This window comes from Jeotgalicoccus sp. FSL K6-3177, assembly GCF_038050175.1.
Taxonomy (GTDB): domain Bacteria; phylum Bacillota; class Bacilli; order Staphylococcales; family Salinicoccaceae; genus Jeotgalicoccus; species Jeotgalicoccus nanhaiensis.
On sequence record NZ_JBBOSK010000001.1, the window covers coordinates 1,479,322 to 1,493,981 of the forward strand.

Here is a 14,660-nt window from a genome sequence, read left to right on the forward strand (position 1 = left end):
ACTTTAGAAAGTCATTTTTAAGAAAATTAGCCATCGTTCTATATAAATTAAATGATATTTAGTATATCAAATATCAAGATAATTATTCACTCATGGAAGTTTACACAATATTAGAAGTGTTTTCAAGGGGTGGAATTAATGCCCGCATTCATTGCTGAAGTATTATTAATCATCTGCATCTTTAAAAAGATTATTAAAGATAATGCTTTTACCTTTTATTTGCTAGATTATTCTTTCATAGAAAGAAGCTCCCACCCCTTTTAAGGAATGAGAGCTGTTCTGTTAACTATTTTTCTGTCGTTTTTCTTCTTTTCACCAGGAAGCCTAGTCCAAGCGCTGCTAAGATCGCGGCAAATATTGATGTATTTTGTGCCGGCGTTCCTGTGTCGGGCAGCATTTGCGTTTCTTCGTCTTCTCCAGAACCATCCTGACTAACATCATTCGAAGCAGCCGGAGCTGTTTCATCTGCTGAATCCACATCCTGCTCTGTGTAAACAGTCTGATGTTCGTTCTCTTTGTCAGCTGTGCCTTCTTCTCCGCCAGTATCATTCTCGCTTGTCAGTACCGGCAATGCTGTATTGTCTTCGTTGTCGTTACCGTAAACTACCGCATACTGACTGAAGCTGTTTACATTAAAGACAGCGTATCCGTCTTCAGTTCTGTAGTTCACCGCTTCAAGCGTTTCACCGATATCACCCAGGTAGTAAACGTTCGACACGTAGCCATTCGCAGGCAGGTACACTGTCACCGGGTTTTGCAGGTTGTACAGTAACCCATTTTCGTCAAGAACATGGATGTCGTATAAATCGTGCGCCGCATTAATAGCATTTGAAGGGTTCAAGACCGTCACAGCTAATGACTTACCGTCCAGTTCATCAGATTCACTAACTACGCGGATCCCCGTTGCTCCATCTTCTATAGAAGATAAAACTTCTCCTTCTTCCTGAACTTCAAGTTCAGCTGATTCCTCATGGTCTCTTGAAGGCTGGTCCGTGCCTTCAGTATCGTCATCTGAAGCTTCCGGAGTTTCAGATGCTGATTCTTCTTCGGTCTCGTTATCATCGCTTACGGATTCACTGTCTGAATCTTCATCCGGAGTATCGTTAGCTTCCTCATCTTCTAAAAATTCATTTGATTCTTCTTCGTTTTGATTTGACTCGTTATCCGTGCTGTTATCTGTGTCCTCTTTTTCTTCAGATATACTTTCTTCTGATTCAGCCGGTTCTTTTGGAGTTTCAGTTTCTGCAGGTTTTTCCTCCTCGAGGTTTTCATCTTCTTCAGCTTCCGGAACATAATCTGATGTCGTTAAATCACCAGCATACATCCAGCCGAGGGAAACGCCGTTCTCGTCTTCAAGAAGGTAATAATCATCATAGTTGTAAGTCGCCGTTCTGACTACACGGAACTGCTGGCCTAAAAGATCGTCAGCATTTTTAGTTCTGACATCAGTCACACTTTCGTATAAGCCGAGGTTATTGGGATTAACTTCAGCGACTAAATCTGTATTTCCTTCCTCAACAGGCATAGAAATCTCAGGCGCAGTAAGTTTATTGTACATGTCGTTGTAGCGCTGGCCGATCAGATTAATTACGTCATTATATTCATAGTCAAAACGTGCAAAGTATTCATAAGGGTCAGGTGAAGCTGTTCCGCCTAAGTGATTCGAAACTGCAACGTGAGAGTATAAGGTCCCCTCGCCTGTTTCCTCGGCACTGACTACCGGCAACTTGTATTTGTATAAGAGGTTCGCAATATAGTCTGCATAGTTGTTAATCGACTTCGCAAAGTCATGCGCATTATCGTACCGCATTAATTCAACGTGCATGTGCATATCGTTTGATACAGGACCCGCACCATAGGCCAGGTAATCTGTATCTGCGACCTGAATAATGTTATCCGCATCTACAAACGCATGTACAAAAGCGTTCTCCCAGTTACGCGACATATATTCAATTTCACCATATATAGTTGAGTTCTCGTTACCAACATCGTGAAGTACGACACCCTTAGGCTTTCCGACCTCACCGTTCTCAGGCTCCCAGCCATAATCGGAGTGATATGCGTATTTCGGCAGGTTAGGAATATAATCATATTTAATCTCTGCCACATCAAAATTATTGTCAGCTATATACTGGTTGATGTCAGTAATTGCGTCAGATAATGACATGGTGCTCACGGTGCTCGCTGCAGCGTAGACTTCCTCTCTATTTAACTCTTCATTCTCTAAAGCAAGCGATTCAGTTAAATCAGCTAACATTTGTTCGTCCGCTTCGATATTGTCCGCATTCTCTTCTAAGAAAGCAGCTTGTTCCTCTGCCGATAAATTCTCAAGCTCCTCTTCCAGGGAATCAGAATTATATTTGTATGTAGCAGCTTCTTCTGATTGAGATTGGGGAGTTTCGGTTGTTTCTGTTTCTTCAGCAGCTGCTTCTTCGTTCGCTGGTTCAGCTTCGAGATCTGTTTCAGTTTCGTTTTCGATCTCTGATGGCTGTTCACCTTCCTGAGAATCTGCTCCTTTTACTGCATCAGTTTCTTCAGACTGAACATCTTCAGATTCTTGTGTTTCCTGAACTGGCTCTTCCGCTGGTTCAGCCGGTTCTTCTGCGGACTCCGTTTCAGCTGTTTCTTCAGTTTCAACTTCTTCCGATGTCACTGTAGCTTCAGGCTCTGCTGATACTTCAGGTTCAACTTCCTGTTCTGGTTCAACTGCTTCTGTTTCAACTGCAGTATCTTCTTCAACTGTTTCTTCCGCTGAAGTTGCTTCTATAATTTCTTCAGCTTCTGCAGGCTCAGCCGCTTCAGCCGTTTCCTCAACTTGTTCTTCAGCCGGCTCAGCACTTTCTTCTTCAACAATGTTTACTTCTGTTGGCTCTTCCACCGGTTTTTCTGCTGGTTCTTCAGCAGCCTGTTCTTCAATATTACTTTCATCTAATTCATTTTCAGCGACTTCTTCTTCCGCTGTTTCTGTCTCTTCTGTTTCTTCTAGTTCGGAACTTTCTTCATCAGCTTCATCTGATGCTTTATCTTCTTCATTCTCATCCCATGCTTCGTCTTCTTCTGATTCAATAAAGTCGAGCTCTCTTTCTGGCTCTTCTTCACTTACCGCGTATTCTTCTGTGTTCGGATTCTGGTACTGCTCATCCTGATCTACTTCTTCTGCGTTAGCAACCATTGTCGATGCCAGCAGACTCGTTGAAACGAGTGTCGGTACAATTAAACGATTCTTATATTTCATTTTTGACCTCCATAAAAGTGTATTCTTACCTAGGATACTAAACTTCTTCACAAAATTGTTGAAATTTACAAAATTTTAAAAATTATTATTAAGGTATAAAAAAGCTCCCATTCCACTTCGGAATGAGAGCTGATATTTTAAGTAAATGTTTTAACGTCCCAAGCGGGAGTCGAACCCGCGGCCTGCGCCTTAGGAGGGCGCTGCTCTATCCAGCTGAGCTACCGGGACATAGTTTAATAATATTTATATTATAACAGAACTACGGCTCCGCTTCAGGAACAAAAGTTTTTCGAATTAAGGTTCACGCTTCTTCATTTCTTCAAGAATTCTTTGTTTCTCTGAATTTTTGCGCGGTTTGTCGAATACACGCATGCCTGGAACAAAATCAGGGTTAACTCGTCTGGCCGCTTGAAGTCCTCGTTCTCTTCGTTCTGTATTTTTCTTGCGTATATCTGATAGCTTTGCAGTTTTCACAATATCTACCTCATTATTTTGATTTTATTATATCAAACCTTTCATGCTATTTTTAGTATGAACGTTGTTCAGATACCAAAAAAGACACCTCGTTATGAGGTGTCTCTACATAATTGTTTTATATTAAATCAGTTAACGCTTCTATAACAATAGGAAACTCTTTTAAGTTACTGAAAACCCACTCTATCGCTTCGTCCTCACCCGTTTCTTTAATCTTTCCGAGTAATTTTTTAATTTTAGATTTGGAAGGTTCTTCTTTAGATACTTCTTCGTGTAAATCTCTCGCATGCTGAACGACGATAGTTTTATTTTCATCATTACTATATAGATCAGATTTGTGTAACTCACCTATAAATTCGTCTGCAGTTATATTTTGCACGTTGTTATTTCCAATCTGCGTGTTGTGCGTTCCTCCATGATAATTGAATACATTTTGAGGAACAGTTATATTTTCATCATCTTTATCTTTATTCTCTTGTTTGTTTTCAATCGCTTGTATATCAAACGCTATATCTGAAAATATATCATTTATTACATATGTTGCGATGTCATGATACCAACCATTAAAGGCGTCTCTAGTAGACGAACCACCGTACTTATGTTTTAAAATTGTTACAACGTCACTACCTCGCGCTACTTCATTCATCATTCCTAATACAGAAGGCAGTCTATCCTTTTTGTCATCCGGTAAGAAAACAGCACCTTGTCCCATTTCTTCTCTGTCTTTCTCGTTGAAGTCTTTGAATCCTTCTTTTAATTGAGAGAAATAAGGCTCCATGTAAGCATCTTCTGTAATATGTTCATAGAAATCTTTCAATTTCCTATCGAATGTATAACTGCTATACTCACTGAGTTCTCCAAAATGCATTTGGGATTTCATAAAACTTCTTTTAAACTCTAATAAGTTACTCATGACCTTCCCCCTATGGTTAATATCTCAATCATAACAAAAAGCGCACCCGATTAAGAGTTATGACGTCATTGAATCAATGACGTATTTTAAGGTGTCTGAAGGCCTCGCAGTGACAAGGCTAGGATCTTGTTGGTTAACTGGACTAAAGTCTCACAGCTGCTATTTTAGGAGGGAAATTGATGGTGCGGGATAAAATCTTTTCTTCTAACGTTTTTATTTTCAAATTAATTATTTCTTTGACGAAATTTCTATAAATAAAATACATCAGCTGTAAACATAAATTATTCAGTCTTATAAATGATGTTGAATATTTACAGTTTTAATATTCACTTTAGAAATGCGAAAAAAATAAGCTCTCACACCATTTTCAGATGTAAGAGCTTATTAAACATTGACGTCCTGGGAGGGATTCGAACCCCCGACCGATGCCTTAGAAGGGCATTGCTCTATCCAGCTGAGCTACCAGGACTTAATTAACACAATAGTTATTATAACCAGAGCGCATAGTGAAAGTCAATGCATTTTTTGGTTTTTTTAATATAATGTTAATTTTACGTTAACCACTCTGTTTTTAAGAGACGATAAAGCGCGCAGTCATGGTAATGGTCGTATAAAAATTCATAATCCTTCATAACCGCTTCCTGGGTAAAATTCAGCCGTTCCGGAATTTTTCTGCTTTTTATATTCTCTGTTCCCGCTATAATTTCTATCCGGTGCAGGCCGATTTCCTGAAAGCCGTAGTTGACTAATCCTTCTACAGCTTTTGACATTGTCCCTGTACCGGTATATTTTTCGGCGAGCCAGTAGCCGATCTGACCGCGCCTGCTGAGTCCGTCAATCGTGTTGAAACCGCAAGTGCCTGCGAGTTCTCCCTGATAATACACTCCGAGCGTTAAGGCCGACCGGGCATCGTTCGTTTCGATCCACTCTTTGATAATCGGTCCGTACTGCTCCGGCGTCTTCATAAAGTCCACCCAGGGCAGCCATTCACGGAGCTGGGCTCTGTTCTCATCAATCAGGTTAAACATTTCTTTTCTTTCATTTACTTGAACCTGTTTCAGTTCCAGATCTTCATTAATTTTGATTTTCATGCTGCAAATCCCCCTTTTTTAGCTGCCGAGGTTAAATTCATCCATCAGCTTATGCTTCCGGCTGTAGTACGAGGCGATTTGTGTATCCGTGTCGATGACTAAATAGCTTTCCGGATACTCATTTCTTGAAGACGTAATGCTGCCGGGGTTTATCGCGTAAACGCCATTGATTTTCTCGATTTTAGCTACATGGGAATGCCCGTATAGCGCATATTTTGCGCCAGTTTCCGCCGCTTTTTCCGCGAGGGTATGACGGTCAGATTTAATGCCGAACAGGTGGCCGTGCGTATAAAACATGCCTGCTTCTTCTAAAAGTCCCGTTTCAGGATAAGTGTCATCGCGGTCAGTATTGCCAAGAACACGCAGAAATTTTTCCATGTCCGGGTCGTCATATGGAAATTCACTGTCGCCGAGATGTATCGCCGCGTCGGGTTTTACCGTGTCATACACTTCAGTTAAAATATTTCTTTCACTGTGATTGTCGCTAATGACTAAAACTCTCATCTGTAAATCCCCCTATTTTTTTAACTTGTCGAATGCTTTCGTATCATTCATTAATTTTTCGAGTGCTTTCCCTCTATGACTGATTTCCCCTTTTTCTTCGGAAGTAATCTCGCCGAGGTAAATTCCTTTCAGCGTTTTAAACAGAGGATCGTAGCCGAAGCCTTTATCGCCGTGCGGTTCATGTAAAATTCCACCGGCTAAAGTGCCTTCATAAGTAAGTGTTTCTTCTCCCGGAATCGATAAAGCGAGCACACATGTGAAATATGCAGCTCTGTTGTCGATGCCTTCCAGCTCTTCGAGCAGTTTTTGATTGTTCTTTTCATCTGTCGCACCTTCGCCTGAATAGCGTGCAGAATATACACCCGGTCTGCCCTCCAGTGCTTCCACCGACAGGCCCGAATCATCGCTGATGACTGGCAGGTTTAATGCTTCTTTAGCTGCTTCGGATTTTAAAATCGCGTTCTCTCTGAAAGTCGTACCGGTTTCTTCAACTTCAAATTCCGGTAATAATTCTTTGATGCCGACAACTTCGAAGCCTTCAAATATTGCTTTAAAGTCGTTAATTTTTCCCTGGTTTCCGCTTGCTATAACTATTTTTGTCATTAATAACTCTCCTGTAATAAAATATTTTCGATGCTGTAATCTATATTCGGAATCCAGCTGTTCATTACCTTTTCAAAACGCTGATTCTCTCCGTGGATAAAAATCTTATGGACCGTTGATTTGTTATCCGCTGTCAGCAGTTTCTTCTTATGCAGCTGCACCAGCGCAACCGACACCGTTTCAAATCCCGCATCGATAATATGCTTTTCTCCCTTAAAAAACTCATCGATATACTTTTCGATAATCGGGAAATGCGTACACCCGAGAATGACCGTATCTGCCTTAATCTCTCTGTAGGGCGCGAGCTTTTCTGCTACGGTCCGTCTAGTAATATCCGGATTTTCATAATCTAGACTTTCGATCAGCGTCACAAATTCCGGACAGGCCAGATTGTGAATTTTTACATCCTGATCAAAACTTAAAATACCTTGCTCATAAGCGCCGGATTTTATCGTGCCTTCGGTCGCTAAAAGCAGGATTTCGTTATTATCGCTCTTTCTGAGCGCACCGAGTGAGCCCGGATTGATTACCCCGTAAACCGGGATATCAATTTCATCGCGGAGCTCCGGCATCACTGCCGCCGTCGCCGTATTGCAGGCAATAATGACGGCTTTGACGCCTTTATTAATTAAAAACTCCACGGCCTCCGCCGTGTAGCGTTTAACATCCTCCTGACTTTTCGGTCCGTACGGACAGTGCAGGCTGTCCGCAAAATAATACACTTCCTCGCTCGGCAGGGCGTGAATAATTTCCTTCATTACCGTCAGCCCGCCGACCCCCGAATCCATAATGCCTATCGGTTTATTCATATGTTATTCTCTCGCTTTCCCTGAGAACATGCTCCAGTGCTGCAGGCAGAATTTTACGTTCTGCTTCATCCAGGTTCGCCGTAATCTTCGCAATATAATCGATCCGTTTATCGATGACCTGCTGGATAATCTCTTTGCCTTTTTTCTCCATGCTCACAAGCACGAGGCGTTTATCCTTATCGGAACGGTCACGCCTGACGTAATTGCCGCTCTCGAGTTTATCGACAATATCCGTCGTCGTCGAGTGCGCAAGGTACAGTCTCGTCGCAAGTTCGCCAATGGTAATGCCGTCCTTGTCGCCCACCCACTGCAGCGCCACAAACTGGAGCGGCGAAATATCATGATGCTTTAGAATTTCCCTGCCGTTCACCCGGACATGCGACGCGATGTAGCGCAACGATTTTTCAATTGATTTAGTCTCCTGCTCATCATACATAGTAGCCAGTCCCCTTAAACATCCTTTATCAATATAATAACGTAAATCGAAAGAAAAAAATAGGAAGATGGGCGGATGCGTTTGGTGCGGATGGTGAAAATGAATAAGAGCAGACATCGCGGTCTGCTCTTTAATAAAACTTCTGCTTAAATTCTTCATCTAATTTGCGGCGGGTTCTGATTGACGTAACGGTGAAAAATATTAAGGCCGCTGCGAGAATTGCAATTATAAAATACAAGATATTTCCTATCGGATTGTTGAATAAGAAAGGTATCGAGATGATCAGCAGAGCCCCTGTTATGGACATACCTATAATTGAATAGGATAATTTCATAATCATTGCGGAATCACGCCCTTATTTTGGAATGAGGTGGTTCTTTATGAAAATAGTACCGCAGATTGGTGTGGAAATACAGGCGTATGGGGGAATTTTGCATTGGTCTGCTGATTTTTATCGATACTAATGCGTTTGGGGGTTAGATATGCATTAGTGAGCTCGTTTTCCTTATAACTAATACAAAAACGTGCAAGGTGACGATAAAAAAGATGACCTTGCTCATTATGAAGGCGAAAACGTGCAAGGTGGCGACAAAAACGATGACCTTGCTCATTATGAAGGCAGAAACGTGCAATGTGGCGATAAAAACGATGACCTTGCTCATTATGAGGGCAAAAACGTGCAAGGTGGCGACAAAAACAACGACCTTGCTCATTATGAGGACAAAAACGTGCAAGGTGGCGACAAAAACGACGACCTTGCTCATCACATGGACAAAAACGTGCAAGGTGGCGACAAAAACAACGACCTTGCTCATTATGAGGGCAGAAACGTGCAAGGTGACGACAAAAACAACGACCTTGCTCATTATGAGGGCAGAAACGTGCAAGGTGGCGACAAAAACGACGACCTTGCTCATCACATGGACAAAAACTCCTCAAACAAAAAAGACCCCCGCAACAGCGGGGGTCTCGCCTTACCAGTATAAATATTAGTTAACTTCGTGGTCACTTCCGAAGAATGATTTGAACATGTGGAATGTTGTTTCGCGCTGCATTGATGCGATTGATGTCGTTAGAGGAATACCTTTTGGACATGCTTCGACACAGTTTTGCGCCATTCCGCATTCTGCGATGCCGCCTGTACCCATGAGTGCATCTAGTCTTTCGTTTTTAGACATGCTGCCTGTCGGATGAAGGTTGAACAGACGCACTTGTGAAATTGGTGCTGCGCCCATGAAATTAGATTTGCTGTTAACGTTCGGACAAACTTCTAAACATACACCGCAAGACATACATTTAGATAATTCATACGCGATTTGACGTTTTTTCTCAGGCATTCTAGGTCCTGGTCCAAGGTCGTACGTACCATCGATCGGTACCCAAGCCTGGACGCGTTTTAAGTTATCGAACATGAATGAACGGTCTACCTGCAGGTCTCTCACTATAGGGAAAGTGCTCATCGGTTCTAATTTAATCGGCTGCTCATACTGGTCAACGAGCGCAGTACATGACTGGCGCGCCGTGCCGTTGATAACCATTGAACATGCGCCGCAGACTTCTTCAAGACAGCTCGCGTCCCATGTTACCGGTGTTGTTTTCTGACCTTTTGCGTTGACCGGGTTTCTTTGTATTTCCATAAGTGCACTGATGATATTCATATTCGGGCGGTATGGAATTTCGAATTCTTCCCAGTAACTGCTAGTTTCCGGATTTTCCTGGCGTTTGATACTTAGCTTTATTGTTTTTGTTTCAGTTGCTGTAGTACTCATTTTTATTTAGCCATCCCCTTCTACTAATGTTTAGTTGAATAGTCACGAATACGCGGCGGAATCAGGCTCACGTCAACGTCTTCGTATTCGAATCTCGGTGCTTCAGCCGGTCCTTCGTAGTATGCTTTAGTCGTTTTCAGCCATTCTTCGTCGTTGCGGTCCGGGAATTCCGGTTTGAAGTGTGCACCGCGCGATTCGTTTCTGTTGTATGCGCCGATAGTAATCACGCGCGCAAGGACAAGCATATTCCATAACTGGCGTGTAAAGAAGGCCGCCTGGTTACTCCATTTCTTAGTATCGTTAATGTTGATTTGTTTGTAGCGCTCCATTAACTCTAAGATTTTCTTGTCAGTTTCAAGCAATTTATCGTTATGACGAACTACTGTTACGTTAGCTGTCATGATTTCACCAAGTTCTCTGTGAATTACATAAGCGTTTTCCGTACCGTCCATCGCAAGGATGTTGTCGAATTTCTCCTGCTCAGCCTGAGCATGTCTCTCGTAAACTGACTCATCAAGATCCTGGTAGGAAGTCTCAAGTGTCTTCACGTATTCCATCGCTTTCGGTCCTGCAACCATACCGCCGTAAATTGCTGACAGCAGTGAGTTCGCACCTAAGCGGTTCCCGCCGTGCTGCGAGTAATCACATTCGCCCGCTGCAAACAGCCCTGGAATCGTTGTCATCTGATCGTAGTCTACATACAGACCGCCCATCGAGTAGTGTACCGCCGGGAAGATTTTCATCGGTACTTTACGCGGGTCGTCGCCTGTAAATTTCTCGTAGATTTCAATAATTCCGCCGAGTTTTACATCGAGTTCATGTGCATCTTTATGTGATAAATCAAGATAAACCATGTTTTCGCCGTTAATGCCGAGTTTCTGGTTCACACACACGTCAAAGATTTCACGTGTTGCGATATCACGGGGTACAAGGTTACCGTAGTCCGGATATTTTTCTTCGAGGAAGTACCATGGCTTGCCGTCTTTATAAGTCCAGACACGTCCGCCTTCTCCGCGTGCTGATTCACTCATCAGACGGAGTTTATCGTCTCCCGGGATTGCTGTCGGGTGAATCTGAATGAATTCACCGTTTGCGTATACTGCACCCTGCTGATAAACGATCGATGCCGCTGATCCTGTGTTGATCATCGAGTTCGTCGATTTACCAAAGATAATACCAGGGCCGCCCGTCGCCATAATCACAGCGTCAGCTTTAAAGGTTTTAATTTCACCGCTTGTAATTTCCTGAGCTGTAATACCGCGTGCTTTGCCTTCATCGTCTACGACAACACCGAGGAATTCCCATCCTTCGTACTTGTCGACTTGTCCCTTAACTTCAAAGCTTCTCACCTGCTCATCGAGCGCGTACAGAAGCTGCTGTCCTGTAGTTGCACCTGCGTAAGCTGTACGGTGGTGAAGCGTTCCGCCGAAACGTCTGAAGTCAAGCAGACCTTCAGGCGTTCTGTTGAACATTACTCCCATGCGGTCAAGAAGATGGATAATCTTCGGCGCTGCTTCCGTCATTGCCTTAACCGGAGGCTGGTTTGCTAAAAAGTCTCCGCCGTATACAGTATCGTCAAAGTGAATCAGCGGTGAATCGCCTTCACCTTTCGTGTTTACTGCCCCGTTAATTCCGCCTTGTGCACACACCGAGTGTGAACGCTTAACCGGAACGATTGAAAATAGATCTATATTCGCACCAGATTCTGCTGCTTTGATCGTTGCCATCAACCCTGCGAGTCCCCCGCCGACAACGATTACTTTATTATCCGCCATTATTTACACTCCTTTTATACAAACGCAAAAATTGCCATTACTCCAATTGTAGAAATGATTAAGAAAATTAAAATTGCAATGTAGCTCATAACCTGCTGTGATTTGTCGGACTGCGTAATTCCCCATGTAATCATGAACGTCCATAAACCGTTTGCAAAGTGGAATACCGTTGCAACCACACCGACAATCCAGAATACAAGCCAGAATGGATTTGCAACAATCTGTTCAACCATCTGGAAGTTTACTTCTTCACCTAAAAAGACCTGAATACGAGTCTGGTAAACGTGCACCGCGATGAAGATAAACGCCACAACACCGGAAATTCTTTGAAGCAGGAACATCCAGTTGCGGTATGTTCCGTATCTGCCCACATTATTTTTAGCAGTAAAAGCGATATAAATACCGTAGATACCGTGGAACAGAATTGGTAAGTAAATGATGAAAATTTCAAGCAGAATAACGAACGGCAGGTTACCCATAATACCTGCAGCGAAGTTAAATGCTTCTTCACTGTATGTAGCGGTAAAGTTCACGAGCAAGTGCTGGATTAAAAAGACTCCCAGCGGAATAACTCCGAGCAATGAATGTAATCTGCGAATGTAAAAACCTGAATCTTGATTCGACACAAAAGACCCCCCTAACTATTTGTCAACAAACTTTAACTCTTATTTTACCCGTAATAATTTTACAAATCAAGATACCGTTTAATCTTTTACACTTTTCTTATACATTCGCAGTCTTATGCCTGTTCATTTAGTTTTTCAACTATATTTTCCGCCACATTTTTCGGAATGCCAATCTCTGTGAAGTCGCTCACATTCTTTTCCTTCATCCTTTTGATTGAACCGAATTTTGAAAGTAACTTTCGTTTCCGAGTTGGTCCGACCCCTTCGATATTATCCAGTTGGGACACAATTGACGTTTTCCGACGCGTATTCCGGTGAAATGAAATTGCAAAGCGGTGTACTTCGTCCTGAATCCGCTGGAGAAGATAGAAACTCTGCGAGTTCTTTTTCATCGGCACAATTTCCGCCGGATCCCCATACAGAAGTTCCGCTGTCGAGTGCTTGTCATTTTTCGCAAGGCCCGCGACCGGAATATCGAGCGACAGTTCGTTCAAGAGTACCCCTTTAACCGTGTTCATATGGCCGACTCCTCCGTCTACAATAATCAGGTCAGGGAGCGGCAGCCGTTCTTTTAAGACGCGCGTGTAGCGGCGTCTGACCGCTTCAGCCATCGAGGCGTAGTCATCCGGTCCTTTGACCGTTTTAATTTTATATTTGCGGTAGTCCTTCTTCGAAGGCTTCCCGTCGATAAAGGACACCATCACGCTGACCGGGTCTACCCCTTGAATATTCGAGTTGTCGAACGCTTCGATGCGGCGCGGTGTTTCGATATTCATGACGTCGCCGAGGGTTTCAATCGCTTTAATCGTCCGCTCTTCATCGCGCGCAATCATTTCAAATTTATTTTCGATGGCGATGCCGGCATTTTTAATCGCAAGGTCCACCATTTCGCGTTTTGCTCCGCGCGCCGGTGCTTTCACTTTTGCCGGCAGCGCTTCGTCGAGCAGTGAAACGTTAAATTCTTTAGGAATGTGCACTTCTTTTGGCATGAGGTTCGAATTCAAATCGTAAAACTGCACGATAAATCTGAAAAACTCTTCTTCCGTCGAGTCATTCATCGGAAACATTTCCGCTTTTTTCTCGATTAATTTACCACTTCTGATAAAGAGCACCGATACCGACATCCAGCCGTTATCCACCGCGTAGCCGAAACAGTCGCGCGCGGTCATATCGGCTGTCAGCATGTTCTGCTTCAGCATAGTATTTTCAATATGCCCCATCAGATCCCGGTATTCTTTCGCTTTCTCAAATTCGAGCTCTTCAGCAGCTGCCTGCATTTTTTCTTTCAGTTCCGCCATTACCTCGTCAGTTTCGCCGTTTAAAAAGTTTGTGATGCCGTCTATCATCTTCTGGTTTTGTTCGTCTGTAACGTTAAACACACAAGGACCGAGACATTGGCCGATATGATAGTACAGACAGAGTTTATCCGGCATGACGTTACATTTTCTGAGCGGATATATACGATCCAGCAGCTTTTTCGTTTCATGCGCGCTGTAGGCGTTCGGGTAAGGTCCGAAAAACTTGCCGGTTTTCGGTTTTACCGTCCGCGTGACAACCAGCTTAGGATGTTTTTCCTTCGTAATTTTAATGAAGGGATAGCTTTTATCATCTTTCAGCAGGATGTTATATCTCGGCAGATGTTTTTTAATTAAAGTATTTTCCAGGAGGAGCGATTCGACTTCCGACTGCGTAACGATAAAATCGAAATCGACGATATCGGCGACGAGCCGCATCGTTTTCTCATCATGCGCGCCGGTGAAGTACGAACGCACCCTGTTCCGCAGGTTTTTCGCCTTGCCCACATAAATAATTTCACCGTCGCTGTTTTTCATTAAGTAACAGCCGGGTTCAACAGGCAGGACTGATAGTTTCAATTTAAGTTCAGACATGATTCATCCCTTCTTCATAAAAAAAGCCGCCTCAATGGCGGCTTTAAAATTTAAGCATGTTTTTCTATTAATGCAGCAAGTTGTTCTTTAGGCTGGAATCCAACTACTTTGTCAACAGGCTCGCCGTCTTTGAAAAGAATTAAAGTTGGAATACTCATTACTTCGTACTCGCTTGCTGTAGCTTGGTTTTCATCAACATTTAATTTAGCAATATTAGCTTTGCCTTCAACTTCAGGCGCTAATTCTTCAAGGATTGGAGCGATCATTTTACAAGGCCCGCACCATGGTGCCCAAAAGTCTACTAATGTAATTCCACTACCAATTTCTTCTTTAAATCCTGCGTCGTTCACTTCAATAATAGCCATCTAAAACTACCTCCATATTTGTAATGATTTCATTATACAACAATTCAATTTGTCACTCAACGGTATTGCTTAGGCGAAATATATCAGGTAAACAATGCCGCTTATAAACATTATCATACTGATAACAATAAGTACTTTCGCAAGTTTATACATATCAAAGTTATCCACCGG

15 protein-coding genes and 2 tRNA genes are annotated in these 14,660 nt (G+C 42.9%); 1 reads left to right on the forward strand and 16 read right to left on the reverse strand.

Annotation, left to right across the window (positions count from 1 at the left end; all coding sequences use genetic code 11):
• Positions 1-286 precede the first annotated feature (286 nt).
• The 11 genes from MHH58_RS07375 to MHH58_RS07425 all read right to left on the reverse strand — a co-directional run bounded on the left by MHH58_RS07375 (position 287) and on the right by MHH58_RS07425 (position 8,405).
• Positions 287-3,235, reverse strand: coding sequence for an N-acetylmuramoyl-L-alanine amidase (locus tag MHH58_RS07375; protein ID WP_341345503.1), 2,949 nt, complete (start codon positions 3,233-3,235; stop codon positions 287-289).
• 154 nt (positions 3,236-3,389) lie between these two features.
• Positions 3,390-3,463 (reverse strand) — tRNA-Arg (locus MHH58_RS07380).
• A gap of 66 nt (positions 3,464-3,529) precedes the next feature.
• Entirely contained in the window at positions 3,530-3,709 is a 180-nt protein-coding gene (locus MHH58_RS07385; RefSeq protein ID WP_341345504.1) for a hypothetical protein, read from the reverse strand.
• 118 nt (positions 3,710-3,827) lie between these two features.
• Complete coding sequence (locus tag MHH58_RS07390; protein WP_341345505.1) at positions 3,828-4,622, reverse strand: hypothetical protein; 795 nt, start codon at positions 4,620-4,622, stop codon at positions 3,828-3,830.
• Between the two features lie 395 nt (positions 4,623-5,017).
• Positions 5,018-5,091 (reverse strand) — tRNA-Arg (locus tag MHH58_RS07395).
• Positions 5,092-5,173: 82 nt separating this feature from the next.
• Positions 5,174-5,713 (reverse strand): GNAT family N-acetyltransferase, encoded by a 540-nt coding sequence (locus MHH58_RS07400; RefSeq protein ID WP_115884187.1) that lies wholly within the window; start codon positions 5,711-5,713, stop codon positions 5,174-5,176.
• Positions 5,714-5,731: 18 nt separating this feature from the next.
• Complete coding sequence (locus tag MHH58_RS07405) at positions 5,732-6,217, reverse strand: metallophosphoesterase family protein (RefSeq protein ID WP_135098002.1); 486 nt, start codon at positions 6,215-6,217, stop codon at positions 5,732-5,734.
• A gap of 12 nt (positions 6,218-6,229) precedes the next feature.
• The gene (locus MHH58_RS07410; RefSeq protein WP_341345506.1) at positions 6,230-6,820 is read right to left on the reverse strand and encodes an XTP/dITP diphosphatase; all 591 of its coding nucleotides are present in this window, start codon (positions 6,818-6,820) and stop codon (positions 6,230-6,232) included.
• Positions 6,820-7,629, reverse strand: coding sequence for a glutamate racemase (gene murI, locus MHH58_RS07415; protein WP_341345507.1), 810 nt, complete (start codon positions 7,627-7,629; stop codon positions 6,820-6,822). Before murI ends, MHH58_RS07410 begins: the two co-directional genes overlap by 1 nt.
• Positions 7,622-8,065 (reverse strand): MarR family winged helix-turn-helix transcriptional regulator, encoded by a 444-nt coding sequence (locus tag MHH58_RS07420; RefSeq protein ID WP_341345508.1) that lies wholly within the window; start codon positions 8,063-8,065, stop codon positions 7,622-7,624. The genes murI and MHH58_RS07420 overlap by 8 nt, the downstream gene beginning before the upstream one ends.
• Positions 8,066-8,195: 130 nt before the next feature.
• The gene (locus MHH58_RS07425; protein ID WP_135098008.1) at positions 8,196-8,405 is read right to left on the reverse strand and encodes a hypothetical protein; all 210 of its coding nucleotides are present in this window, start codon (positions 8,403-8,405) and stop codon (positions 8,196-8,198) included.
• Between the two features lie 184 nt (positions 8,406-8,589).
• Between MHH58_RS07425 and MHH58_RS07430 the strand changes: the two genes are divergently transcribed.
• The gene (locus MHH58_RS07430) at positions 8,590-9,051 is read left to right on the forward strand and encodes a hypothetical protein (RefSeq protein WP_341345509.1); all 462 of its coding nucleotides are present in this window, start codon (positions 8,590-8,592) and stop codon (positions 9,049-9,051) included.
• A gap of 3 nt (positions 9,052-9,054) precedes the next feature.
• On the opposite strand, the gene sdhB is transcribed toward MHH58_RS07430, so the two are convergent.
• The 5 genes from sdhB to trxA all read right to left on the reverse strand — a co-directional run bounded on the left by sdhB (position 9,055) and on the right by trxA (position 14,489).
• Entirely contained in the window at positions 9,055-9,834 is a 780-nt protein-coding gene (sdhB, locus tag MHH58_RS07435) for a succinate dehydrogenase iron-sulfur subunit (protein ID WP_135098012.1), read from the reverse strand.
• 23 nt (positions 9,835-9,857) lie between these two features.
• The gene (sdhA, locus tag MHH58_RS07440; protein ID WP_135098014.1) at positions 9,858-11,609 is read right to left on the reverse strand and encodes a succinate dehydrogenase flavoprotein subunit; all 1,752 of its coding nucleotides are present in this window, start codon (positions 11,607-11,609) and stop codon (positions 9,858-9,860) included.
• Between the two features lie 14 nt (positions 11,610-11,623).
• Positions 11,624-12,235, reverse strand: a complete 612-nt coding sequence (locus tag MHH58_RS07445; protein WP_135098016.1) for a succinate dehydrogenase cytochrome b558 subunit — start codon at positions 12,233-12,235, stop codon at positions 11,624-11,626.
• Between the two features lie 113 nt (positions 12,236-12,348).
• Positions 12,349-14,124, reverse strand: coding sequence for an excinuclease ABC subunit UvrC (uvrC, locus tag MHH58_RS07450; RefSeq protein ID WP_341345510.1), 1,776 nt, complete (start codon positions 14,122-14,124; stop codon positions 12,349-12,351).
• 50 nt (positions 14,125-14,174) lie between these two features.
• Positions 14,175-14,489 carry a thioredoxin gene (gene trxA / locus MHH58_RS07455; protein ID WP_115884176.1) on the reverse strand — a complete coding sequence of 105 codons (315 nt, stop codon included), beginning with the start codon at positions 14,487-14,489 and terminating at the stop codon, positions 14,175-14,177.
• Positions 14,490-14,660 lie beyond the last annotated feature (171 nt).

Excerpts from the sequence above, each read along its gene's own strand:
- MHH58_RS07375 (WP_341345503.1), bottom strand. The coding sequence starts at position 3,235 with ATGAAATATAAGAATCGTTTAATTGTACCGACACTCGTTTCAACGAGT.
- MHH58_RS07390 (WP_341345505.1), bottom strand. The coding sequence starts at position 4,622 with ATGAGTAACTTATTAGAGTTTAAAAGAAGTTTTATGAAATCCCAAATG.
- MHH58_RS07400 (WP_115884187.1), bottom strand. The coding sequence starts at position 5,713 with ATGAAAATCAAAATTAATGAAGATCTGGAACTGAAACAGGTTCAAGTA.
- MHH58_RS07405 (WP_135098002.1), bottom strand. The coding sequence starts at position 6,217 with ATGAGAGTTTTAGTCATTAGCGACAATCACAGTGAAAGAAATATTTTA.
- MHH58_RS07410 (WP_341345506.1), bottom strand. The coding sequence starts at position 6,820 with ATGACAAAAATAGTTATAGCAAGCGGAAACCAGGGAAAAATTAACGAC.
- murI (WP_341345507.1), bottom strand. The coding sequence starts at position 7,629 with ATGAATAAACCGATAGGCATTATGGATTCGGGGGTCGGCGGGCTGACG.
- MHH58_RS07420 (WP_341345508.1), bottom strand. The coding sequence starts at position 8,065 with ATGTATGATGAGCAGGAGACTAAATCAATTGAAAAATCGTTGCGCTAC.
- MHH58_RS07425 (WP_135098008.1), bottom strand. The coding sequence starts at position 8,405 with ATGATTATGAAATTATCCTATTCAATTATAGGTATGTCCATAACAGGG.
- sdhB (WP_135098012.1), bottom strand. The coding sequence starts at position 9,834 with ATGAGTACTACAGCAACTGAAACAAAAACAATAAAGCTAAGTATCAAA.
- sdhA (WP_135098014.1), bottom strand. The coding sequence starts at position 11,609 with ATGGCGGATAATAAAGTAATCGTTGTCGGCGGGGGACTCGCAGGGTTG.
- uvrC (WP_341345510.1), bottom strand. The coding sequence starts at position 14,124 with ATGTCTGAACTTAAATTGAAACTATCAGTCCTGCCTGTTGAACCCGGC.
- trxA (WP_115884176.1), bottom strand. The coding sequence starts at position 14,489 with ATGGCTATTATTGAAGTGAACGACGCAGGATTTAAAGAAGAAATTGGT.